Annotated in this window: 24 protein-coding genes; 14 read left to right on the forward strand and 10 right to left on the reverse strand. The window is 63.5% G+C overall.

The annotated features are described in order from the left end of the window. The first annotated feature begins 101 nt into the window (after positions 1-101). Genes QK290_RS00205 through QK290_RS00215 form a run of 3 tightly spaced genes read left to right on the forward strand, consistent with a single transcriptional unit; the run spans position 102 to position 3,683 of the window. Entirely contained in the window at positions 102-1,031 is a 930-nt protein-coding gene (locus tag QK290_RS00205; protein WP_282328766.1) for an ABC transporter permease, read from the forward strand. Next, a complete protein-coding gene (locus tag QK290_RS00210; protein ID WP_282328767.1) occupies positions 1,021-1,965 on the forward strand; it encodes an ABC transporter permease in 945 nt (314 codons plus the stop codon). Before QK290_RS00205 ends, QK290_RS00210 begins: the two co-directional genes overlap by 11 nt. 11 nt (positions 1,966-1,976) lie before the next feature. After that, the gene (locus tag QK290_RS00215; protein ID WP_282328768.1) at positions 1,977-3,683 is read left to right on the forward strand and encodes an ABC transporter ATP-binding protein; all 1,707 of its coding nucleotides are present in this window, start codon (positions 1,977-1,979) and stop codon (positions 3,681-3,683) included. A 76-nt stretch (positions 3,684-3,759) separates the two neighbouring features. On the opposite strand, the gene QK290_RS00220 is transcribed toward QK290_RS00215, so the two are convergent. Next, a complete protein-coding gene (locus QK290_RS00220) occupies positions 3,760-4,614 on the reverse strand; it encodes an SGNH/GDSL hydrolase family protein (RefSeq protein WP_282328769.1) in 855 nt (284 codons plus the stop codon). Between the two features lie 269 nt (positions 4,615-4,883). Here QK290_RS00220 and typA point away from each other — a divergent pair, with 269 nt between their 5' ends. Then, positions 4,884-6,812, forward strand: coding sequence for a translational GTPase TypA (typA, locus tag QK290_RS00225; RefSeq protein WP_282328770.1), 1,929 nt, complete (start codon positions 4,884-4,886; stop codon positions 6,810-6,812). 135 nt (positions 6,813-6,947) lie between these two features. Here the strand turns inward: typA and QK290_RS00230 are convergent, their stop codons facing one another. Next, a complete protein-coding gene (locus QK290_RS00230; protein ID WP_282328771.1) occupies positions 6,948-7,193 on the reverse strand; it encodes a hypothetical protein in 246 nt (81 codons plus the stop codon). Between the two features lie 134 nt (positions 7,194-7,327). Between QK290_RS00230 and fdxA the strand changes: the two genes are divergently transcribed. The 3 genes from fdxA to QK290_RS00245 all read left to right on the forward strand — a co-directional run bounded on the left by fdxA (position 7,328) and on the right by QK290_RS00245 (position 10,329). Next, positions 7,328-7,654: a ferredoxin gene (fdxA, locus tag QK290_RS00235; RefSeq protein ID WP_056344030.1), complete on the forward strand. Its 327-nt coding sequence runs from the start codon at positions 7,328-7,330 to the stop codon at positions 7,652-7,654. A 13-nt stretch (positions 7,655-7,667) separates the two neighbouring features. After that, positions 7,668-8,816 (forward strand): succinyldiaminopimelate transaminase, encoded by a 1,149-nt coding sequence (gene dapC / locus QK290_RS00240; protein ID WP_282328772.1) that lies wholly within the window; start codon positions 7,668-7,670, stop codon positions 8,814-8,816. Between the two features lie 229 nt (positions 8,817-9,045). Then, the gene (locus QK290_RS00245) at positions 9,046-10,329 is read left to right on the forward strand and encodes a citrate synthase (RefSeq protein ID WP_160672493.1); all 1,284 of its coding nucleotides are present in this window, start codon (positions 9,046-9,048) and stop codon (positions 10,327-10,329) included. A gap of 83 nt (positions 10,330-10,412) precedes the next feature. On the opposite strand, the gene galE is transcribed toward QK290_RS00245, so the two are convergent. Then, positions 10,413-11,426, reverse strand: coding sequence for a UDP-glucose 4-epimerase GalE (gene galE, locus QK290_RS00250; RefSeq protein WP_282328773.1), 1,014 nt, complete (start codon positions 11,424-11,426; stop codon positions 10,413-10,415). Positions 11,427-11,490: 64 nt separating this feature from the next. Between galE and QK290_RS00255 the strand changes: the two genes are divergently transcribed. Next, on the forward strand, positions 11,491-12,102 hold the full coding sequence (locus QK290_RS00255; RefSeq protein ID WP_282328774.1) for a TetR family transcriptional regulator C-terminal domain-containing protein: 612 nt from the start codon (positions 11,491-11,493) through the stop codon (positions 12,100-12,102). Between the two features lie 94 nt (positions 12,103-12,196). After that, on the forward strand, positions 12,197-12,808 hold the full coding sequence (locus QK290_RS00260) for a hypothetical protein (RefSeq protein WP_282328775.1): 612 nt from the start codon (positions 12,197-12,199) through the stop codon (positions 12,806-12,808). A 39-nt stretch (positions 12,809-12,847) separates the two neighbouring features. On the opposite strand, the gene QK290_RS00265 is transcribed toward QK290_RS00260, so the two are convergent. After that, positions 12,848-13,672 (reverse strand): hypothetical protein, encoded by an 825-nt coding sequence (locus QK290_RS00265; RefSeq protein ID WP_282328776.1) that lies wholly within the window; start codon positions 13,670-13,672, stop codon positions 12,848-12,850. A 40-nt stretch (positions 13,673-13,712) separates the two neighbouring features. Beyond that, a complete protein-coding gene (gene dapD, locus QK290_RS00270) occupies positions 13,713-14,753 on the reverse strand; it encodes a 2,3,4,5-tetrahydropyridine-2,6-dicarboxylate N-succinyltransferase (protein ID WP_282328777.1) in 1,041 nt (346 codons plus the stop codon). 48 nt (positions 14,754-14,801) lie between these two features. On the opposite strand from dapD, the gene dapE reads away from it, so the two are divergent. Continuing rightward, positions 14,802-15,938: a succinyl-diaminopimelate desuccinylase gene (dapE, locus tag QK290_RS00275; protein WP_282328778.1), complete on the forward strand. Its 1,137-nt coding sequence runs from the start codon at positions 14,802-14,804 to the stop codon at positions 15,936-15,938. A 97-nt stretch (positions 15,939-16,035) separates the two neighbouring features. On the opposite strand, the gene QK290_RS00280 is transcribed toward dapE, so the two are convergent. The 4 genes from QK290_RS00280 to QK290_RS00295 all read right to left on the reverse strand — a co-directional run bounded on the left by QK290_RS00280 (position 16,036) and on the right by QK290_RS00295 (position 19,346). Next, positions 16,036-16,893 carry an amino acid ABC transporter permease gene (locus tag QK290_RS00280; RefSeq protein WP_282328779.1) on the reverse strand — a complete coding sequence of 286 codons (858 nt, stop codon included), beginning with the start codon at positions 16,891-16,893 and terminating at the stop codon, positions 16,036-16,038. Then, positions 16,890-17,540, reverse strand: coding sequence for an amino acid ABC transporter permease (locus tag QK290_RS00285; RefSeq protein WP_282328780.1), 651 nt, complete (start codon positions 17,538-17,540; stop codon positions 16,890-16,892). Before QK290_RS00285 ends, QK290_RS00280 begins: the two co-directional genes overlap by 4 nt. Positions 17,541-17,632: 92 nt before the next feature. Next, positions 17,633-18,517: a glutamate ABC transporter substrate-binding protein gene (locus tag QK290_RS00290; RefSeq protein WP_282328781.1), complete on the reverse strand. Its 885-nt coding sequence runs from the start codon at positions 18,515-18,517 to the stop codon at positions 17,633-17,635. Between the two features lie 73 nt (positions 18,518-18,590). Further along, entirely contained in the window at positions 18,591-19,346 is a 756-nt protein-coding gene (locus tag QK290_RS00295) for an amino acid ABC transporter ATP-binding protein (RefSeq protein WP_282328782.1), read from the reverse strand. Positions 19,347-19,462: 116 nt separating this feature from the next. On the opposite strand from QK290_RS00295, the gene QK290_RS00300 reads away from it, so the two are divergent. The 4 genes from QK290_RS00300 to QK290_RS00315 all read left to right on the forward strand — a co-directional run bounded on the left by QK290_RS00300 (position 19,463) and on the right by QK290_RS00315 (position 22,314). Next, on the forward strand, positions 19,463-20,245 hold the full coding sequence (locus tag QK290_RS00300; RefSeq protein ID WP_282328783.1) for a TIGR00730 family Rossman fold protein: 783 nt from the start codon (positions 19,463-19,465) through the stop codon (positions 20,243-20,245). A gap of 23 nt (positions 20,246-20,268) precedes the next feature. Continuing rightward, entirely contained in the window at positions 20,269-20,667 is a 399-nt protein-coding gene (locus tag QK290_RS00305; RefSeq protein WP_282328784.1) for a DivIVA domain-containing protein, read from the forward strand. Positions 20,668-20,729: 62 nt separating this feature from the next. After that, positions 20,730-21,911, forward strand: a complete 1,182-nt coding sequence (locus QK290_RS00310; protein WP_282329062.1) for a hypothetical protein — start codon at positions 20,730-20,732, stop codon at positions 21,909-21,911. Between the two features lie 235 nt (positions 21,912-22,146). Next, positions 22,147-22,314, forward strand: coding sequence for a DUF3117 domain-containing protein (locus QK290_RS00315; RefSeq protein WP_009357720.1), 168 nt, complete (start codon positions 22,147-22,149; stop codon positions 22,312-22,314). An 84-nt stretch (positions 22,315-22,398) separates the two neighbouring features. Here the strand turns inward: QK290_RS00315 and QK290_RS00320 are convergent, their stop codons facing one another. Then, positions 22,399-23,031 carry an O-methyltransferase gene (locus QK290_RS00320; protein WP_282328785.1) on the reverse strand — a complete coding sequence of 211 codons (633 nt, stop codon included), beginning with the start codon at positions 23,029-23,031 and terminating at the stop codon, positions 22,399-22,401. Positions 23,032-23,159: the final 128 nt, after the last annotated feature.

Genomic DNA, 23,159 nt, shown 5'->3' on the forward strand with positions numbered 1-23,159 from the left:
GCGAACGGGGGTCCGGTCTTAGAGCCGGGCCCCCTTTTGCCTGCACTGCAGGAAGGCACACATGAAACTCAGCAAGTCCCAACCGGAAGGGCGGTGATCCTATGGTCCGCTTTATCCTTCGCCGACTCCTTCAAGTGATTCCCGTCTTCATCGGCACCACCCTCTTGGTTTATTACATGGTTTTCGCCCTACCTGGCGACCCTATTGCCGCTCTCTTCGGCGACCGCCAGCCACCCCAGGCCGTCATCGATACGTTGCGTAGCCAATACCACCTGGACGAACCGTTCTGGGTTCAGTACGGCCTTTTCCTTAGAAACCTCTTCACGTTCAATCTCGGCAATGACTTCACCGGCCAGCCCATTGCTGCGACCCTGGCCCGGGTCTTCCCGGTGACAGCGATGCTCGCCGTCGAAGCGCTTATCATTCAGGCCGTCTTTGGCGTGGCTTTTGGTGTTTTCGCCGGGCTGCGGCGCGGCGGATGGTTTGACTCGACCGTGTTGGTGGCTTCCCTTGTGGTGATCGCCGTGCCCACCTTCGTGCTCGGGTTCGTGTTCCAGCTGATCTTCGGAGTCAACCTCGGTTGGGCTAAGCCGACCGTCGGTGCCAGCGCGGACTGGGGCAACCTCCTGTTGCCCGCAGTGGTGCTGGGTCTCGTGTCGTTTGCCTACGTTTTGCGGCTGACCCGCGCCTCCGTAAGCGAGAGCATGAATGCCGACTATGTGCGGACCGCTACGGCGAAGGGTCTGTCGCGCCCCCGCGTGGTGTTGGCCCATATCCTCCGCAACTCTTTGATCCCCGTGGTCACATACTTGGGCGCTAACCTGGGTGGGCTGATGGGCGGCGCTATTGTCACTGAAGGCATCTTCAACGTCCCAGGCGTAGGCAACAAGCTCTACCAGGCCGTCCTGCGTACTGAGGGCCCCACCATCGTTTCCATCGTTAGCGTACTGGTGCTCGTGTTTGTGGCGGCTAACCTGCTCGTTGACCTTCTGTACGCCTGGCTCGACCCGAGGATTCGTTATGACCAGTAATAACAGCCACTTTGTGGCCCCTATGGACGAAACTCCGCTACTGGCCACGGATGCCTTGAAGAATGAAGACGCGCCCCTCAGCCTGTGGGTCGATGCGTGGCGGAAACTCCGCCGCAGGCCCCTGTTCATCATGTCCGCTCTCCTCATCATGGCGCTGACGGTCATTGCCCTCTTCCCCAGCCTCCTTTCCACCGTGGCGCCAAACGACGGCTGTGAACTGGCAAATTCCGAAGGTGGTCCCTCAGCGGGGCATCCCTTCGGTTTCACGTTCCAAGGGTGCGATATCTATTCCAGAGTTGTTCACGGGACTCAGGCGTCGCTCTCCGTCGGCGTTCTGTCCGTGATTTGCGTCTTGATTGTGGGGGTGACGTTTGGTGCCCTCGCTGGCTTCTACGGCGGCTGGCTGGATACCGTCCTGGCCCGTCTCGGGGACATCTTCTTTGCCCTGCCACTGATCCTTGGTGCACTGGTGATCACACAGCTGCCGCTATTCCGTACCAACAAGAGCGTGTGGACGGTCGTGCTGGTCATTTCGCTGCTCGCCTGGCCTCAGATGGCGCGCATTACGCGCGGCGCCGTCGTCGAAGTCCGCAACGCGGACTTTGTCACCGCTGCCCGCGCGCTGGGCTTATCCCGTTTCGGTACATTGGTCAAGCACGTCCTGCCGAACGCCTTGGCACCGGTGATTGTGCTCGCCACGTTGGAGCTGGGTGTGTTCATTGTGGCGGAAGCGACGCTGTCATTCTTGGGGATCGGCTTGCCGGAAGGTGTTATGTCCTGGGGACATGACATTGCCGCAGCGCAATCCTCTATTCGGACCACGCCGGAAATCATGCTTTACCCGGCAGCGGCCCTGTCCATCACCGTCCTCAGCTTCATCATGCTGGGCGACGCCGTTCGTGACGCCCTCGACCCCAAGAGTCGGCAGCGATGAGAGACAAAAAGATGACAATTTCCGACGTTCAAGTCGACGAAGCAGATTATTCAGGAATCAGACCTCTCCTGGAAATCCGAGACCTAGCCATCACCTTCAAGACCAGCGGTGGCGACGTCCAGGCCGTCCGCAACGCACACCTGACCATCATGCCGGGAGAAACCGTAGCTATCGTGGGCGAGTCCGGCTCAGGCAAGTCGACCACGGCACTCGCTGCCATCGGCCTACTGCCGAACAACGGTGCGGTGTCCCATGGGCAAATCCTTCTTGATGGCGAGGACATCGCCCACGCCACGGAGAAGCGGATGATCGAACTGCGGGGCAATACGATCGGTATGGTCCCGCAGGACCCGATGTCCAACCTGAACCCGGTCTGGAAGATCGGCTACCAGGTCAAGGAGACTCTTCGTGCCAACGGCCGGCCCAGTGGCCCGGATGATGTCGCCCAGGTGCTGTCCGAGGCGGGACTGCCGGATGCCCACCGGCGGGCCAAGCAGTACCCGCATGAGTTTTCCGGCGGTATGCGCCAGCGTGCCCTCATTGCCATCGGACTGTCCTGCCAGCCGCGCCTGCTGATCGCGGACGAGCCGACGTCGGCACTGGACGTCACGGTCCAGCGGCAGATTCTGGATCACCTGGACACCATGACCACAGACCTGGGTACAGCAGTCCTGCTGATCACCCATGATCTGGGGCTGGCCGCAGAACGGGCGGACAAAGTTGTGGTGATGTACCGGGGGCAGGTGGTGGAAGCCGGGCCGTCACTGGCGTTGCTCCAGAATCCGCAGCACCCGTACACCAAGCGGCTGGTTGAATCTGCGCCGTCACTGGCGAGTCGAAGGATCCAGGTCGCGAGGGAGCAGGGACTCGAAGCTTCAGACCTGCTGGCTCCAGTTGCGGAGGCAGCTGCCTCGGATCAGGTCCTGCAGATCCAGGACCTGCGCAAGGTCTACAAGCTCCGCCAGGGCTTGGGGAAAACGACCGCCTTCGCGGCCGTTGACGGGGTGAGCTTCGATGTTAAGAGGGGCACCACCACAGCTATCGTGGGGGAGTCGGGTTCGGGCAAATCCACCGTCGCAAAGATGGTGCTGCAGCTCGAAAAGCCCACCGAGGGAAAGATCCTGTTCGACGGCGTCGACACCTCGCTGCTGAAGTCGTCGGAACTCTTCAAATTCAGGCGGCGGGTGCAGCCGATTTTTCAGGACCCCTATGGTTCGCTGGACCCGATGTACAACATCTACCGGACCATTGAGGAGCCGTTGCGCGTCCACAAGATCGGCGACAAAGCGAGCCGGGAGAAGAAGGTCCGCGAACTGCTTGACCAGGTGGCCCTGCCGCAGTCCAGCATGCAGCGGTACCCGAACGAGCTCTCCGGCGGCCAGCGGCAGCGTGTTGCCATTGCCCGTGCCCTGGCGCTGGACCCCGAGGTGATCATCTGCGATGAGGCCGTGTCCGCGCTGGACGTGCTGGTCCAGGCGCAGGTGCTCAACCTGCTCGCAGACCTGCAGGCCAATCTCGGGCTGACCTATCTCTTTATCACCCATGACCTGGCTGTGGTGCGGCAGATTGCCGACCACGTCTGTGTGATGGAAAAGGGCAAGCTGGTGGAGACCGGTTCCACGAACAATGTCTTCGAGTCCCCTCAGCAGGAATACACGAAGGCACTGCTCAACGCCATTCCCGGTGCGAAGCTGATGCTTCCGCCCGAAGTGGCCTGATCGGGCCGCAGTATCCCGAGTTAAGAGTGGAGCCGGTGCTTCAGGGCACCGGCTCCATCGCCATTTAAGATTCTGCTCAGTCCGCAGGAGTGAGCGCGGACGCTGTCGCCCGGGGTGTGCCGTCCAGCGCCGGGCCTTCGAGTCCCAGCTGCCGAAGCCTGGTTTCCAGCAACCCGCCCAGTGACCGGCGGCCCGCGCCATCCATGTGGACGGCGTCTGCCAGGTTCTTCGCGAGGTTGTATTTCGACAGCCAGTCGCCCACGCCTACAAACGGTATGCCGTGCCGGGCTGCTACCGTACCGAGGAGCGCGTCCACTTGCGTCCTGCGCCCGCCGCCGTAGTTGGCGCCGCGGGCCAGGGTGCCGATCATGGCCATCCTGGCGCGTGGATAGCGGTCCTTCAGCGCAGCGATCAGACGGTCGGCGTTGGCCACAATCTGGGCATCCGTGGCCCCCCGCGCGGCATCGTTGCCGCCGCCCTGGATGACGATCAGCGCGGGCGTGCCGTACGGCAGCTTCCAGTCACCGCGCTGCAAAGCGTCGATGTAGTTCCCCGTCTTGCCGTTGGACGCCACGAATCCCGTCCCGCCGAGCCCGCAGAAATGGACCTTGTAACCGATGGCTGCAAGGCCAAGCCGCGGCCAGCCGTCGGCGGGCTCGGATTGGGAGTCGCCGATCAGGAGGGCGGTGTGGCGCATGTCCGGCACTACAACCTCATCACGTCCGCTGGCCAGATTGCGGTACACAAAGCCGTCAGGCAAGCCGATCGATTCCCTGCCGCCGGCTTGGTATCCGCCGGCCGCGGCTGCCCGAACCGGGAATGGCACGCCGGAATCCGGTGTGGCTGCTGGGGCCTTTCCGCAGCCGCCCAGGAGCGCGGCTATCGCGATTCCAGATGCGACAAAGCGGGTAAGAGCCGAGGCTTTTCGCATCAGGGGTTCTCCGGGCTTGCTGTGCTATCACAGCAATGATCTGCCATCAAGTCACAAAAATCCAGTGAGCTTGATCACTCTTTGAGGCATGGCGCGCCGAAATTGCCCACCGGACGAACTGGACCGGTCCGAAATTTTTAGGCCAACAATAGGCCCAGCGTCTAGAATGAGGTAAGGAGCCCTGTGTTATTGGGCTAATCCGTCGTGCGTTCCGGTTGGAAATGTCGCGATACAACAGCTGACTTCACCACTGAATCGAGCACTTACGCATGTCTGAAACCACCACCAACACCGCGGTAGCCACTGCCTCTCGCAGTGACCTCCGCAACGTCGCGATCGTGGCCCACGTTGACCACGGCAAGACCACACTGGTCGACGCCATGCTCAAGCAGACCAACTCTTTTGCCGAACACAACCACCTCGAAGACCGCGTGATGGACTCCGGCGACCTGGAGCGCGAAAAGGGCATCACCATCTTGGCCAAGAACACCACCGTGGCCTACAACGGACCGTCCTCCAAGGGTGAAACCATCACCATCAACGTCATCGACACCCCCGGCCACGCCGATTTCGGTGGCGAAGTAGAGCGCGGCCTGTCCATGGTGGACGGCGTTGTGCTCCTCGTTGACGCTTCCGAGGGCCCGCTGCCCCAGACCCGCTTCGTGCTGCGCAAGGCCTTGGCCGCGCACCTGCCTGTCATCCTCCTCGTCAACAAGACAGACCGCCCCGACGCCCGCATCGAGGAAGTTGTCCACGAATCCATGGACCTCCTCTTGGGTCTCGCCTCGGACCTCGCCGACGAAGTTCCGGACCTGGACCTCGACAAGATCCTTGAAGTTCCGGTTGTCTACGCAGCAGCGAGGGTGGGCCGCGCCTCCCTGGACCAGCCCGCCGACGGCTCCGCTCCGGACAACGAAGACCTTGAGCCGCTGTTCAAGACCATCATCGAGCACATCCCGGCCCCGACGTACAACCCGAACGGCGTCCTCCAGGCACACGTGACCAACCTGGACGCCTCCCCGTTCCTGGGCCGTCTCGCGCTGCTGCGCATCTACAACGGCACCCTGCGCAAGGGCCAGACCGTTGCCTGGGCACGCGCCAACGGCGAACTCAAGAACGTCAAGATCACCGAACTGCTGGCCACCAAGGCACTGGACCGTGTTCCCACCGAGTCTGCAGGCCCGGGCGAAATCGTAGCGGTGGCCGGTATCGAGGAAATCACCATTGGTGAGACCCTGACCGACGTCGACAACCCGCAGCCGCTGCCGCTGATCACCGTGGATGATCCCGCGATCTCCATGACCATCGGTATCAACACCTCGCCGCTGGCCGGCCGGGTCAAGGGCGCCAAGGTCACGGCCCGCCAGGTAAAAGACCGCCTGGACAAGGAACTGATCGGTAACGTCTCCATCAAGGTTCTCCCCACCGAGCGTCCCGACGCCTGGGAAGTCCAGGGCCGTGGCGAGCTGGCCCTTGCCATCCTGGTTGAGCAGATGCGCCGTGAAGGCTTCGAACTGACTGTCGGCAAGCCGCAGGTTGTCACCAAGACCGTCGACGGCAAGATCCACGAGCCGATGGAACACATGACCATCGACGTTCCGGAAGAGTACCTCGGCGCCGTCACCCAGCTGATGGCCGCCCGCAAGGGCCGCATGACCAACATGGCCAACCACGGCACCGGCTGGTGCCGCATGGAGTTCATCGTTCCGGCCCGTGGCCTGATCGGCTTCCGCACCAAGTTCCTCACCGACACCCGTGGTGCCGGCATTGCTTCCTCCATCGCCGAGGGCTACGAGCCGTGGGCCGGCCCCATCGAGTACCGCACCAACGGTTCGATCGTGGCTGACCGCTCTGGCGTGGTCACCCCGTTCGCGATGATCAAGCTTCAGGAACGCATGTCATTCTTCGTGCAGCCCACCTCCGAGGTCTACGAAGGCATGATCGTTGGCGAGAACTCACGCGCCGATGACATGGACGTGAACATCACCAGGGAAAAGCAGCTCACCAACATGCGCGCAGCGTCCTCGGACACCTTCGAGAACATGACCCCGCCGCGCAACCTGACTCTGGAAGAATCCTTGGAATTCGCCCGCGAAGACGAGTGCGTTGAGGTGACCCCGGAGTCCATCCGTATCCGGAAGCTCATCCTGGACGCCAGCGAACGCGCCAAGGCCACCCGCGCCCGCGCCAAGGCCTAACCCAGTTTTTGTCCAGATAAACGCACTTTAGGGCGGTTTAGGCCGCATTATCTGGACAAAAACTCATTGAAGCTGCCGGTACGGCAGGCGGGATTCCCGCCGTCGTGCCGGCAGCTTTTTTGTGTCAGGAGAGCGTCAGTTGCGGACGCGGGCGGGGCGCCGCTCCGGTGCCGGCGGCACTTCCTTGGCAGCCACCATAAGGTCCAGGGGGATCACGACGTCGGCCTTCCGCGTGCGGACCGTGCAGCCGCCGTCGTGAGTTGCCACCAAGTACCCCAGTGCATCGGTCAGGCCGCCGTCGATCCGGTAACGGACTACAACCCGTGTTCCGGGCGGGGCGCTGGCCAGAAACTCTCGGGGCGTAGGCTGGGCGGGACTCACCAGTTCATACTAAGGCGGCCGGCTAGGTTCGCGTGGATGGGCTGGGAGATAATAGGCTCAGAAGTCAACAGTCCGGCCGGTGCCGGATTCAAGTGCCGGCCATTGCCGGGAAATATCGTGGAGAGGCAAGGGACGTGACGTACGTAATCGCGCAGCCGTGTGTAGATGTCAAGGACAAGGCATGTATTGAGGAGTGCCCCGTTGACTGCATCTATGAGGGTGAGCGTTCCTTGTACATCCACCCCGACGAGTGTGTCGACTGTGGTGCCTGTGAGCCGGTCTGCCCCGTGGAGGCCATCTATTACGAGGATGACACTCCTGAAGAGTGGGCTGACTACTATAAGGCCAACGTCGAATTCTTCGATGACCTGGGCTCGCCCGGTGGCGCCGCGAAGGTGGGCAACACGGGCAAGGACCACCCGATGATCGCCGCCCTGCCGCTGCAGAACCAAGACCACTGAGCCGGGTAGCGCGTTGACAGCAGCCGTGAACAGCTTCGGCCTGAGCCTGCCCGACTACCCCTGGGAGGCCATGGCTCCGTACCTGGCCAAAGCAGCTGAGCACCACGGCGGGGCCGTGAACCTATCGATCGGCACGCCCGTCGACCCTACTCCCGCACTGATCCAGGCTGCCCTCAAGGCCGCCGCGGACGCGCCGGGATACCCCACCGTTCACGGCACTCTTCCATTGCGGGAAGCCATCGCGGCCTGGTTTGAGCGGCGCCGCGGCGTCCCCTGCCTGGACCCTAAGAACGTCATGCCCACGGTGGGCTCCAAGGAACTGGTGGCCTGGCTGCCGCTCCTGCTCGGGCTGAAGCCGGGCGACGTCGTCGTCCGTCCCAAGGTTGCTTACCCCACCTATGACATCGGGGCTACTTTCGCCGGCGTTACCTCTGTGGCTACCGACAACCTTGACGAGTTGGACCAAGCCACGCGCTCCCGCGTGCGGCTGATCTGGGTGAACTCGCCGGGGAACCCCACCGGAAGCGTCAGGGGCGTTGAGTCACTCCAGGCCATTGTGGCGCAGGCCCGCGACCTGGGCGCCGTGGTGGCGTCGGACGAGTGCTACGCCGAACTCGGGTGGGGCGCGTGGGACGCACAGCGAGGCGGCGAGCCAGTTCCCAGCATCCTGGACCATCGCGTTTCCGGCGGGTCCCACGAGGGCCTCCTGGCTGTGTACTCGTTGAGCAAGCAGTCCAACGTGGCAGGCTACCGCGCAGCGTTCGTGGCCGGTGACCCGGCCATCATGGCGAGCCTCGTCAACAGCCGCAAGCATGCGGGCATGATCGTCCCCTACCCGGTGCAGGAAGCAATGCGGGTTGCGCTGGGCGATGACACCCACGTTCAGGCCCAGAAGGACCTGTACCGCGGACGCCGGGAGCGCCTGATGCCGGCACTGCGGGGCTTCGGGCTGGAGATCAAGGATTCCGACGCCGGACTGTACCTTTGGTCTACCGCCGGAGAGAGCACCTGGGACACGGTGGCGCGGCTGGCTGAGCGGGGCATCGTGGTGGGTCCGGGCGTCTTTTATGGCGAGGCCGGCAACGGGTTTGTGCGTGTCGCCCTGACAGGCACGGATGAGCGGATTGACGCGGCCGTGGCCAGACTGGCCACGGCGCCGTAACAATCATGTGACTCGCGCCACAAAGACGGCATTTTACGGGGGTTTTCCGCGCCTCCGATTAGTGACACCCGCAATCGGGCGGTACTTTTTAAGTGACTATCAATGGTGGCTTTCTACAAGAAGGCAGCTCGGGTGTTGGATTCCTGGAAGAACAGGGTCAGTGCCGCGGCTCACCGGATGTTGGATCAAGCTTTCGACAGAGGCCTACGTGCCTCATGAAGGGGACTCCATGACTGAGACCAACAGCGCAACCCTGCACCATGCAGGAGGCGAGCTCAAGCTCCCGCGCATCCAGGTTGTTGAAGGAAACGAAGGCTACGACGTTTCCAAGCTGCTCAAGCAGACGGGCGCAGTCACCTTTGACCCCGGCTTCATGAACACCGCAGCAACCACGTCCGCTATTACCTACATCGACGGCGATGCCGGCATCCTGCGTTACCGCGGGTACCCCATCGAACAGCTGGCGCAGCACTCCAGCTTCCTCGAGGTGTCGTACCTGCTGATCTACGGCAACCTGCCCAGCCCCACGGAACTGGAAGCCTTCGACCAGCGGATTCGTCACCACACGCTGCTGCACGAAGAGCTCAAGGGCTTCTTCAGCGGCTTTCCCCGTGATGCTCACCCGATGCCTGTGCTCTCTTCGGCCGTGTCGGCGCTGTCCACGTTCTACCAGGACTCGCTGGATCCGTTCAACGCTGAGCAGGTAGAGGTCTCCACGTACCGTCTGCTGGCCAAGATGCCGGTCATCGCCGCCTACGCCCTCAAGAAGAGCATCGGCCAGCCCATGCTGTACCCCGACAACTCCCACAACCTCGTGGAGAACTTCCTCCGCCTCAGCTTCGGCCTTCCCGCCGAGCAGTACGAAGTGGACCCGGTCATCGCCAAGGCGCTGGACCTTCTCCTGATCCTGCACGCCGACCACGAGCAGAACTGTTCGACGTCCACGGTGCGCCTGGTGGGCTCCTCAAACGCCAACCTCTTCGCCTCGGTGTCGGCCGGCATCAATGCCCTCTTTGGGCCCGCCCATGGCGGCGCTAACGAGGCAGTGCTGAAGATGCTGCGCCAGATCCAGGCCGACGGCACCAAGCCGGAGGATTACATGGAGAAGGTCAAGAACAAGGAAGACGGCGTCCGACTTATGGGCTTCGGACACCGCGTCTACAAGAATTACGATCCGCGTGCCAAGATCGTCAAGGCCACGGCCCACGAAATCCTCACCAAGCTCGGCGGCAACGACGAACTGCTCGAGATCGCCATGCGCCTGGAAGAGAAGGCGCTGAACGATGATTACTTCATCCAGCGCAAGCTCTACCCGAACGTGGACTTCTACACCGGCCTGATCTACAAGGCCATGGGCTTCCCGGAGAAGATGTTCACCGTGCTGTTCGCGATCGGCCGCCTGCCGGGCTGGATCGCCCAGTGGCGTGAAATGATCAGCGACCCGAACACCAAGATCGGCCGCCCGCGCCAGCTGTACATCGGCGAGCCCGAGCGCGACTACCCGGTCCGCTAAGAACGCCGCTACAGAACAACGCGGGGTCACTTACGGCCCATCCCGAGCTTCGGGACGGGCCGTAAGTGACCCCGCGTTGCTGTTTAAGCGGAGTAGCCGTGGGGGTTGTTCTTCTGCCAGCGCCAGTGGTCCTCGCACATCTGGTCCACTGTCTTGCTGGTGGACCAGCTCAGGTCGGCCAGGGCGGAGGTGGCGTCGGCCCAGAAGGCCGGGAGGTCGCCGGCGCGGCGTCCGGTGACCTCGTAGGGGATGGGCTGGCCCACGGCCTTCTCGAAGGACCGAAGGACCTCCAGGACCGAGGACCCCCTTCCGGAGCCCAGGTTCCAGCGGTAGACGCCTGGGCGGTCGGCGACGTGGTTGAGGGCGGCCACGTGGCCTTCGGCGAGGTCGACGACGTGGATGTAGTCCCGCAGGCAGGTGCCGTCAGGAGTGTCGTAGTCACCGCCGAACACCATGAGCTTGTCACGGCGTCCCACGGCCACCTGGGCGATGAAGGGCACCAGGTTGTTGGGGATGCCCTGGGGATCCTCGCCGATGCGGCCTGACGGGTGTGCGCCCACCGGGTTGAAGTAGCGCAGGAGGGCAATGTGCCAGCGGCTGTCAGCGGCGCCCAGATCGGCGAGGATGTCCTCGATCTGTTCCTTGGTGCGGCCGTACGGGTTGTTGGCGCCGATCTCCATCTTTTCCACGTAGGGGATGGGATTGTGCTCCCCGTACACCGTGGCGGATGAACTGAAGACGATGGAGCGGACATCGTGGCGGTCCATGACCCGGATCAGGTTCAGGGTGCCCACGAGGTTGTTGTAGTAGTACTTGAGCGGTTCCCGGACCGACTCGCCCACGGCCTTGAGCCCGGCGAAGTGGATCACGGCGTCGATCGCGTGGGCGGCAAAGACGCCTTCAACGGCGGCTTCGTCCACCAGGTCCACGTTGTGGAATTCCGCGGTCTTGCCGCTGAGTTCGGCAACCCGGCGCAGGGACTCCTCGCTGGAGTTCGCCAGGTTATCGATCACCACCACGTCATGGCCGGCTTCCTGCAGGGACAAGACTGTGTGCGAACCGATGTACCCGGTGCCACCTGTGACCAGAATTTTCATGCCTCTACGCTATCCCAGTTCCGGCGATGAGTGGATTTAAGCACAGGTGTGCTAAATAATAAAGGTGCCTAAACTTGTTGATGCCGAAGCCCGGCGCGCAGAAATCGTTCAAGCGGTCTTCAGGATCATCGCCGTCGACGGCCTCGAGCGTGCGTCCCTGCGGGAGGTGGCGGACGAAGCAGACCTCGCCGTAGGCTCCGTCCGGCACTACTTTGCCGGTAGCGAAGAGCTGCTCAGCCATTCCTTTGCCGCGGTTGTGGATCGGATCATGGTCCGCCTCACGGCGGCATTGCCGGCGATGGCCGCCAGCGTACCCGGGACCGGCCCGCATCGTGAAGGGGTTTTAACCCTGTTGAGTGAATTTCTGCCGCTAGACGAGGAACGGGCCGTGGACGCCTGTGTGTGGATGGCCTTCAAGAACGCGGCCAGGATCCGCCCCTTCCTCGCAGCCGAGGCCGATCGGAGCCACCGGGAGGTGGCCGCCGTGGTCGGGCAGGTCATCACCGCACTGGTACCGGACGACGGCGACGGGCAGCAGTCGCTGGCGGTCGAGGCGGAGAGGCTGCTGGCTACGCTGGACGGGCTGTGCATGCACGCCCTCCTGCAGCCCGCCTGGATGACGGCACAGATGTGCCATGACGTCCTGGACCGGCACCTGAAGAGCCTGGCCGCCTGACATTACCGTCCGGTGGCATCGGGAATAGACTGGGAGCCGGGGGAGCAGAACCGGCTGGTCAGGCCGGTACAGGCAGGCCACAGGAGGAGTAGGGATGCATCACACAGGTGGTTCCGGCTGGCAGATTACTACGGATACGTCCGGGCCTCTGATGATCGCGCTCTTTGTCCGCGATGCGGCAGGACTCGACGGCGCAGGCCACCCCGCGTTGTCGAATACCGCGCCGAAGATCCGCCCTGCCGACCACTCGCATCTCACCTCCGACGTCGGCGGGCTGAGCGCCCTCAAGACCGAATGGGAAGCCTGGTGGGAGCAGCTGCTGAAGGCGCATCCCCAGACGTCACCGGAGCTGTCCCCGCCGGATTTTGGGGAATTCGGAAATTCCCCGGCCCTCCAGCGCGTCCTGCAGGCGCATTTCGGGTCCGCCCTGACCTGGGCACGGGAGCGCCGCAGCGAGTACGCCAGGCTGGAAGCAGAACGGGTGGCCAGCGGTTCGGACCAGCTGTTGGGCGACATGGTGGATGACCGCCTGCTGGAGGTCGGCCGGGGCTCACGGGACTTCACCCTGACCATCATCGAACTGCCTCTGAACGAACAACGGGCGTGGTATCTAGAGCCGGACAAGATCATCATGAGCCATAACCTCATGTCCGCGCCGGAGCTCTTCCGCAGCTACGTCCAGCCCGTGGTGGACATCCTGGTCTGAGGTTCCGCGGTCACCACGCGGGCCTCAGTAAACGGGCTGTCAGCGGCCGGTGCCGGCCGGTGCCACAGTAATGCTGACCTGGCCGGCCGGAGCGTCAGATTCCCGCCAGCCGCCCTGATCCTCACGGTCCCAGCTGCGGCCGGCAACGTCCACACGCGTTACCGCCAGGCCCTTCGCGTTGGCAACTGCCCAATGCGCCACGGACCATGCCTGGGTGCCGTCAGCTTCCACCACGAGTGACTCAATTTCCGTGGTGATCGCAAGCGGCCCGTACGCCAGGGCGAGCTCGGACTCGACGACGCCAGGGATGCCCGGCTCCTGCGGCGCGCGCAAAGTGCACAGCACGGAGGCGGGCGTCTGGCCCGTCAGGCCGGACGCGAAGAAGCGGCCCATATCTTCGTGTTCTGCGTAGGCGAGGGGGTAGGCCGAGCGCTGGACGCGCTGGGCGGCGTCGGTGATCTCCAAGGACTCATAGCCGGGAATCTTGACCAGTGCATCGTAGAACGCATTGGCAGCGTAGTACGGGTCCATGATCTGGGCCTCGGTTCCCCACCCTTGCGAGGGGCGTTGCTGGAAGAGTCCGCGGGAATCCGGGCCTGCCTGGTCGCCATGGGTGATGTTGCGCAGCTTGGATTCCTGCATGGCGGTGGCAAGAGCGATGCTGGCTGCCCGGGGAGGCAATCCGCGGTGCACCGCCACCGCTGTGATCAGTGCGGCATTAACCGCCTGGTCCGTTGCAAGCTCCGCGCTCTGGCTTCCGACGTCGGCCGTGCAGCGCTCCGAGACCAGGGTTTCGGAGCGCTGCAGGAAGGTGACCGCCGTGTAGATGCCGGCGCCGGCCAGCGCCAGGGTAAGCAGCAGCACGGTGGGGCGAACGAAACTGCGACCACTTGCCACGGAAAGGTCAGTTGGCGTGGAGGGCGTGGTTGAGTTCCACGGTCTGGCCCTTGCGCGGCAACACCTCTACGGCACCGGTGGTGGAGTTGCGGCGGAACAGGAGGTTGGGGACTCCCGATAGCTCGGCTGCCTTCACGATCGTGGCAGTGTCCTCGCCATCCTCGTCCTTGGGTCCGGGAACAAGCACGCGGGTTCCAGCGGTGACGTACAGGCCTGCCTCCACCACCGAGTCATCGCCGACGCTGATGCCGACGCCGGAGTTGGCGCCCAGCAGGACGCGCTCACCGATGACGATCTTTTCCTTACCGCCGCCGGAGAGGGTGCCCATGATCGACGCGCCGCCTCCTACATCGCTGCCGTCGCCGGCGACGACACCGGCCGAAATGCGTCCTTCCACCATGGAAGCGCCCAGGGTGCCGGCGTTGAAGTTCACAAAGCCTTCGTGCATCACCGTGGTGCCTTCGGCGAGGTGGGCACCGAGGCGGACGCGGTCGGCGTCGGCGATGCGGACACCGGAAGGCACCACGTAGTCCACCATGCGCGGGAACTTGTCCACGCCGTAGACGGTGACGGCACCACGGCGGCGAAGCTTGGCACGGGTCAGCTCGAATCCTTCCACAGCGGCGGGACCGAAGTTGGTCCACACCACGTTGGGGAGCTTGCCGAAGACGCCATCCAGGTTTATGGTGTTGGGCCGGACCAGTCGGTGGGAGAGGAGGTGCAGGCGGAGGTATGCATCGGCGGTGTCGGCCGGAGCTTCATCGAGGTTGATCTGGACGAAGACCACCTTCTGCTCGGTCCCGCGGTCCGCGTCCGTGCCGCTGTCGGCGAGCTGGAGCAGGGTTTCGTCTGCGTCCTCTACGGCGCGCAGGTTTTCTGCCGCGACACCCAGTGCCGGCGCGGGGAACCACACGTCAAGGACGGTGGCTTCAGCATTTTCCCCGCCGGTGGCAGTAGCGATGGTTGCCAGGCCGAAGCCGTAGGCGGAGCGGGCTTCGGAAGTTGCGTTTTGGTTCTCGGGCGCGGCGGAAGTAGCAGTCTCAGTCATGGCCCCAGTCTATCGAGGCAGGCGCCGGGTTCGAACTAGACTGGCAACGTGACTGCCGAAACCGCTCCTGAATCGATCACCGTGCCTTTGGACCTCCGTCAGGATGTCTCCGTGCTGACCGCCGCCCTGATGGACATCAACAGTGTGTCCGGGAACGAGACGGACCTGGCTGACGCCGTCGAGGTGGCGCTGCGGGCCATCCCCGAACTCCACGTGGTCCGCGACGGTGACTCCATCATCGCCCGCACCGAACTGGACAGGGCGGAACGCGTCATCCTCGCCGGACACCTGGACACAGTGCCGTTGCCCGTCACCGAAGGAGCGCGCGGTACCGTACCGTCCACCTGGGAATCCGGTGTCCCGGGGGAGGGCGTGCTCTACGGACGAGGAGCCACGGACATGAAAGGCGGCGTCGCCGTGCAGCTTGCGCTGGCGGCCACAATGTTCGACGGCGGCGCGGAACCTAAGCGGGACGTCACCTTTGTGTTCTACGACCACGAGGAAGTGGAAGCGGTCAAGAGCGGGCTGGGTCGCCTGGTCCGCAACCACGGCAGCCTCCTGGGCGGTGACTTTGCCATCCTCCTGGAGCCTACCCATGGCACCGTCGAGGGTGGCTGCAACGGCACCAGCCGTTTTGAGGCCACTACGGTGGGCGAGGCCGCGCACTCCGCGCGGGCGTGGATGGGCAGCAACGCCATTCACGCGGCGGCAACCATCCTTGCCCGGCTGGCGGCTTATGAACCGCAGACCATCAACGTGGACGGACTGGACTACCGGGAGAGCCTCAACGCTGTGAAGATCAACGGCGGCACGGCGGGTAACGTCATTCCGGACCGGTGCGTGGTGGAGATCAACTACCGCTTCGCCCCGGACAAGACGCCGGACCAGGCGGAGGCGCATGTCCGGGAACTGTTGGAGGGCTTCGCTGTGGTCCGCACGGACGCAGCCGCCGGCGCCCGCCCGGGACTGAACCACCCTGCCGCCGCGTCTTTCGTGGCCGCGGTGGGAGCCGAGCCGAAACCAAAATACGGCTGGACCGACGTCGCGCGGTTCAGCGAACTGGGGATCCCCGCTGTGAACTTCGGGCCCGGCGATCCGCTGCTGGCCCACAAGGACCACGAGCACGTTGACGCCGACGCCATCCGGGAGTGCCTGCGCGCGTTGCGGAGCTGGCTGGCGGCGTAGCTCCTCCCGAAAGGCAAAAGCACCAACAACAGGCCCCACACAAAAGGTCCGGAAACCCCTGAAGGGTTCCGGACCTTTTGCGTGTGCGCGCGTGCTGCTATTTGCGTTCCGTTACCTCCGGTAGTTCCGGTGCGACTACTGCGGTTGGCGCCGGCGCAACTCCGCCTGCCGTCTTCGTCGAACCCCGGCGCTCGATCCAGATTGCGAGCCGGGAAACGCAGATGTTGATCACAATGTAGATCGCGGCAGCTACGAAGAAGATGGGGAACAGAAACGCGTTACCCAGGAAGTCTGCCATGACCTGCACCGCGCGCAGAAGTTCGCCGTACGCCACGATGTAGCCCAGCGAGGTGTCCTTCAGGAGCACCACCAGTTGGGCAACCAGCGACGGCATCATGCGGCGGACAGCCTGCGGCAGCTCGATGAGCAACCGGGACTGGAAACTGGTCAGGCCAATGGTCAGGCCCGCCTCCCGCTGTCCCTTCGGCAGTGACTGGATGCCGGCCCGGATGATCTCCGCGAAGATAGCGGTGTTGTAGAGGACGAGCCCCGTCACCACCGCGACGAAGGAACTCGTCCCGAATACCAGCAGGACGAAGAGCATCATCAGGACAACCGGCATGCCGCGCAGGAACTCCAGGACCACGCGGGCCGGAATCCGGATCCAGGCGACCAGCGAGATGCGCAGCAGGCAGAACATCAGGCCGAGGGGGAACGCGATCACTGCCGCGAGGGCGGCGGCGGTGAGCGTTGCGCCGAGGCCATAGGCGAGCAGCGTCCAGACGTCGCCCCTGGTGAAGATCGCCCAGCGGCGACCTTCAAAAATGCCCTGCTGGGCGAGGGTCATGCCAATCCATGCCAGAAGCCCCAGGATCAGCACGGTTCCAACCACGGAACCGATCAGCGAGACCCGGCGCGCTTTGGGGCCGGGAACGTCGTAGAGGACTGAAGTCATCGGGCAATCGCCACCTTTCGTTCCACCGTGCTGGCAAGGATGCCCAGCGGAATGGTGAGGAGCAGATAGAAGAACGCTACGCCGAGCAGTACTGCCATGACCTGGTCACCGTTGGCGTTGGCCAGTTGGCGGCCGTAGCCGAACAGTTCCAGGACAAAGAACGCGCCGGCGACGGAGGAGTTCTTGACGAGGGCAATCAGGATGTTGATCAGCGGCGGGATCACGGTCCGAAGCGCCTGCGGCAGGATGATGAGATTCAGGACCTGGCCGAAGTTCATGCCGATGCTGCGGGCGGCCTCCGCCTGGCCAAGAGGGACGCTATTAACGCCTGAGCGGACTGCTTCGGCGATGAAGGCCGCTGTGTAGGCGCTGAGTGCGATGATCGCTGCGACCTCGAACTGCTGGAATGTTACGCCGAGGCGGGGCAGGACGATCGCCGCGAAAAAGAAGGCAATGGTCAGCGGAGTGTTCCGGAGAATCTCGACGTAGACGGTGCTGAATCCCCGGAGGGCCGCAACGGGCGAAACGCGTGCTGCTGCCAAGAGTGTTCCCAGAACGAGGGCGATGATCCCGGAGACGACGGACAGGAAAAGGGTGCGGAGAAGGCCTTCCCAATAAAGGGGGAGGTTTTCAAGGATGACTTCCATAGGATCCTTCGGCTCTGGCGTAGGGGGTCAAAAGCAGGCTGGCGGCTTCCGGGGACCGCGTGCAGCAAATCCCCGGAAGCCGCCGTGGCTACCTAGTAGCGGTTGATGGCAGGAAGCTCAGGGGCGGTCTTGATGACCGAACCTGCAGTTGCTTCCCAGGCCTTCTTGTAGGACCCGTCCTTGCCAAACGCCTCGAGCTGGTCATTGATCCAGTTGCGGAACTCGGTGTCGTCCTTCTTCAGGCCAATGCCGTACGGCTCTTTGGTGAAGGTTTGATCCGACGCCAGCTTGAAGGCATCCGGTTCCTTGTCCACAAAGCCGGCCAGGATCACGTTGTCCGTGGTGATCGCTTCGACCTGCTTGTTGCGCAGCGGCTCAAGGCAAGCGGAGTAAGTGGCTGCCGGCACGAGCTCGGCCTTGTACTTGTCCACGATCGTCGCGGCAGGGGTGGAACCGGTCACGGAGCAGACCTTCTTGCCTGCGACGTCCTCAGGCTTGGTGATGGACGTGTTGTCCTTGTTCACCATCAGCGCCTGACCGGCCTCGTAGTACGGGCCCGCGAAGCTGACAACCTGCTTGCGCTTGTCATTGATGGTGTACGTGGCAATAACAATGTCCACCTTGCCCTGCTCGATGAAGGGTTCGCGGTTGGCTGAGACAGTCTCTGACCATTCGATCTTGTCCGCGGCGATGCCCAGCTTGGCTGCGATCAGCTTGCCCATCTCGACGTCGAAGCCCACAGGCTTGCCGTCCAGGCCCACCTGGCCGAAGAGCGGCTGATCGTACTTGGTGCCGATCTTGATGGTGCCTGCGGCGGTCAGCTTGGCCATGGTTGTGCCGGCGGCAAACGTCGGCTTGTCGGCAACGGTGGGATTACTGGTGCCGGGGGTGCTGCCGCCACAAGCGCTAAGGGACAAAGCCAGGGCAGCGGTGGCCGCCACGAAGAACGACTTCCGGCGGGTCATAAATGCCTTCATGACATTCCTTTCATTGATCGGCCGTGGGTCACGGCCTGGGTGCGAACTGCAGTGTGTGTTCGTTGGTGGGAAATCAGTGTGTGAGCAGCTTGGACAGGAAGTCCTTCGCGCGGTCAGTCTGCGGATTGGTAAAGAATTCTTCCGGTGTTGCGTCTTCGATGATCTGACCGTCAGCCATAAAAACCACGCGGTCGGCGGCCTTGCGAGCAAAGCCCATTTCATGCGTGACCACAACCATGGTCATGCCTTCCTTGGCCAGCTGGATCATGACGTCGAGGACCTCGTTGATCATCTCGGGGTCCAGCGCCGAGGTGGGCTCATCAAAGAGCATGACCTTGGGCTTCATGGCCAGGGCGCGGGCGATGGCCACGCGCTGCTGCTGGCCACCGGAGAGCTGCGCCGGGAGTTTGGGGGCCTGGTGACCCACACCCACGCGCTCCAACAATGCCATGGCTTCCTTGTCGGCCTGGGTCTTGGCAATGCCTTTGACCTTGATGGGACCAAGCGTCACGTTCTCAAGGATGGTCTTGTGCGCGAAAAGGTTGAAGGACTGAAAGACCATGCCGACGTCGGCGCGGAGCTGGGCCAGTTCCTTCCCCTCCTCCGGCAACACCTTTCCATCAATGCTGATGGTGCCGCCTTCGATGGTTTCGAGACGGTTGATGGCACGGCACAACGTGGACTTTCCTGAGCCTGACGGGCCAATGACCACCACCACTTCGCCCTTGCGGACGTGGAGATCGATGTCCTTCAAAACGTGCAACTGACCGTAATGCTTATTCACACCATTCAGGGAGACGAGCGCATCGCCGGGCACATGAGTAGTCATAAGAAGAATCTAGCGAACATTGGCTGGATATGAGGCGAATCACGCCAAGTTCGCGCGGATCGTGATTCAAGAGATACCTGCCACGGGCACGCCGGCCTTGGCATTAGCCTTGGAGGATGAGCATCAACGCAGATCCGGCCAAAACTTCCCAGCCGCGCCGTAAAGGGCCCCTTGAACTCCGCCGCAAGCAGGCAGCTGTGGATATGTCCGACCAGCATCTGCTTGATACCAAGGGCGCGGGACAGTTCGTCCATACAGACCCGTGGCGTGTCCTCCGGATCCAGAGCGAGTTCGTCGAAGGGTTCGGCGCGCTTGCCGATCTGGGGCCCGCCGTCAGTGTCTTCGGCTCGGCCCGTACCAAGCCTGGCAGCCCGTACTACGAAATGGGCATGGAAGTAGGCCGGAAGCTGGCAGCCGCAGGCGTGGCCGTCATCACCGGCGGCGGTCCGGGCTCCATGGAGGCCGCCAACCGCGGCACCGTGGAAGGCAACGGCGTCTCCGTCGGGCTGGGCATTGAATTGCCGTTCGAGCAGGGCCTGAACCAGTGGGTGGACCTCGGCATTAACTTCCGGTACTTCTTCGCCCGGAAAACCATGTTCGTCAAATATGCCCAGGGCTTCATCGTTCTTCCGGGCGGACTGGGGACGCTGGATGAACTCTTCGAAGCCATGGTCCTGGTCCAGACCCGGAAGGTGACCTCCTTCCCGATCGTGCTCCTGGGCGTCGACTTCTGGGGGCCGATGATCGAATGGATCAAGGGCACCCTCGTGGCCGAGGGAATGGTCTCCGCAAAGGACCTGGACCTCATCCAGCTGGTGGACGATCCCGCCGAAGCGGTGCAGTTGGTGCTGCACGCGACGCCCCCCGTTCCCGCCAATGGCGAGCAACGGCCCGAATAGGCCGCCTGCCCGGATCTGGCACGATGGGTGCTGTGAGTTTTTTCCTGGTCTACCTCGCCTTCGCGCTGATCGCCGCCACCCTGTGGGCAGGCGCCGGTGGCAGGCGCAGCATCTTGCGTCTCTTCCGCCGGGGCAGTGAAGTGGGCAATAGCTCCGAGGTCCCGGAGAATCCGATTCTCTACCCGGGGTTCGGGCAGCCGCCCGCCAACCTTCCGCCGGTGCTGCTGCCGGCGGAGGCTGTACCTGCCGACGTCGACCGTGTCCGTTTCTCCCTCGGCCTGCGTGGCTACCGGATGGACCAGGTGGACCAGGTCCTCGATGAACTGCGGGATCAGATAGAGGCCAAAGACGAGGAAGTGGGCAGGCTCCGGGCACGGCTGCTGGAAGTGGAAGCTGCGGCGCGCCCGGAGGCCGGCGCTTGAGAACTGACGCGGGGCACCGGACGGGCCCGCCGGCGTTGATCACCGCATTCGGCGCCCGCGCCATGGGGGTGGTCCAACGCTGGCCCTGGTGGCTGCAAGTTGGCGCGCTCTACGTCGCTGCCCGCCTGGTCAGCGCCTGTATCTTTATGGCAGCAGCCCTGCACCAGGGGCCCAACCCGTGGTTTCCGGCCGTCCCTGACTACTGGAACTTCATCAATATCTGGGACGCGCGGTGGTACGGCCGGATCATCACCGACGGGTATCCCTCACCGCTTCCAACGGATGCCGCCGGCAACGTGCAGGAAAATGCGTGGGCCTTCTATCCGCTCTTCCCGGGCCTGGGCCGTGCGCTCGCGGGCCTGACCGGAATCAGCCCTGCCGCGGCGCTGACGGTCGTTGCTATGCTGGCGGGGTTGGGTGCGGCGCTGATTTTGTACTGGTTGTTCAGGCACAAGGCTTCGCACACTGCGGCGCTTTGGGGGGTGGCATTTTTCGCGACATTTCCGGTGTCCGCCATTCTCCAGGTCCCGTATGCGGAGCCGCTGACCGTTTTCCTGCTGGCCACCGCCCTGCTGCTCGTCATCAGGCGTCATTATTTCGTTGCCATGCCGGTGGTCCTGCTGCTGTGCCTCTCCCGACCTGTGGGCGTTCCCTTTGCCGCAATGGTGGGGCTTCTCTTCCTCTGGCGACTGGTCGAACGGGGGCGCGAGGAGCGGCCGGGCACCCACAGCCTCGGGGAGCTGGTCTCCCTGGCGGGCCTGACCGTGGTGTGCGGGGCCTCGGCACTGCTGTGGCCGGCGGCGGCCTGGGCCGCCACCGGCGATATTGAGGCGTATACCAAAACCGAGACAGCGTGGCGCGGCCGTGACCTGGTGCCCTTCAAGCCCTGGTTCGACGCCGGCGTCGATCTCTTTGGCCCCGTCCTGGGGATCGTGGCGCCATTCGTCTTTGCGGGCCTTTTTGTGCTCCTGCTGTTCTCCCCGCCGGTGGTCCGGCTTGGTGTGGAGATGCGCCTGTGGTGCGCCTGCTACATGGGCTACCTCCTGGTGTTCCTCCACCCCCAGACCAGTACCTTCCGGATGTTGCTCCCGCTGTTCCCGTTGGCCCTGGCAGCCGCGCTGTTGTCCCGGTCCAAGGCGTACCGCGGCACGGTCCTGACAATGTTTATCCTGCTCCAGATCGTTTGGATCGTCTGGCTGTGGGCATGGGCGCAGCTTCCGGGCGGCGGAGATTATCCGCCGTGATCGCGGGCGGCGCCTGGCCGGCAGATTGGGGAATCCGACGCGGCCGTAAATGTCCATCGATTAGCTACGTGCGGGTCATTACGGGATAATAGTAAGTAAGCAGGGACAAAAAGCATTCAGAAATGTTCAGCCGTGGCGGCATCAGTACGGGCCGCCATAGCGGCTTGATTTGACCATGCGGACACAGCCCATCCGGGCTGATATGTCCTGGGACTAAATGGAGGGGAAATTCCTCATGGCGGCTATGAAACCACGCACCGGCGACGGCCCTATGGAAGTCACCAAAGAGGGCCGCAGCCTGATCATGCGCGTACCGCTCGAAGGCGGCGGACGGCTTGTGGTGGAACTGAACGCTGCGGAGGCGGCCAACCTTAAGGAATGCCTCGTCGGCGTGACTGAATAAATCCTGTTCGGCGTTGCCGAATAATCCCGCAGGGCCAGGGTCCGCAGCCAACCGGCTGCGGACCCTGGCTTATTTTCCGTGGAGCTACTTCTTGACCGCGACCAGCAGGCCGTCGCCGGTGGGAAGCATAGCGGACGCCAGGCGGTCGTCATCGCGGATTGCCTTCCCCACCTGGCGGAGCACCACAGTGTTGGACTCCCGGACAGCAGGGTTGGCCACGCGGTCCTTGTCCAGGGCGTCATTGATGATGAGCAGTCCGCCGGCCTTCAGGAGCCGGACGGCCTGTTCCACGTAGCCGGGCAGGCCGGGCTTGTCCGCGTCAACAAACACCAGGTCATAAGCGGAGTCGGTCAGGCGCGGCAGGACATCACCGGCGCGGCCGGAAATGGTACGAGTGCGGTTGGCCGGGCTTCCGGCCTCCGAAAAAGCCTCACGTGCAGCCTTGAGATGTTCGACGTCCACGTCGATGGTGGTCAGCACGGCCTGCGGTCCGAGCCCCCGCAGGATGCAAACCCCCGAGACACCTGCGCCTGTGCCGATTTCGACGGCGGTCTGGGCCTTCGAGCCCGCAGCCAACACCGTCAGCACCGCACCAACACCTGCGCCGACGGGGGTCACGCCCAGTTCGAAGGAGCGCTCCCTGGCACGAAGCATAACCTCATCCTCTGCGGGCAGATCTTCTGCATAGGACCAGCTCGTGGATTTGTCGGCGCTCATGTGATTCGCTTTCTGGGCGGCAGGGGAGTGTTTAGTACAGCCTACTGTGTGCGGGGGTGCCGGCCGGAGAAGGGAGTCGTTGTGCCTCTGGCTGAAGAACCGCCTTGGTCAGGAAATTCCCAGCCAAA

It is taken from the genome of Pseudarthrobacter sp. AL07 (assembly GCF_029960665.1).
In the GTDB taxonomy this organism is placed as follows: Bacteria; Actinomycetota; Actinomycetes; order Actinomycetales; family Micrococcaceae; genus Arthrobacter.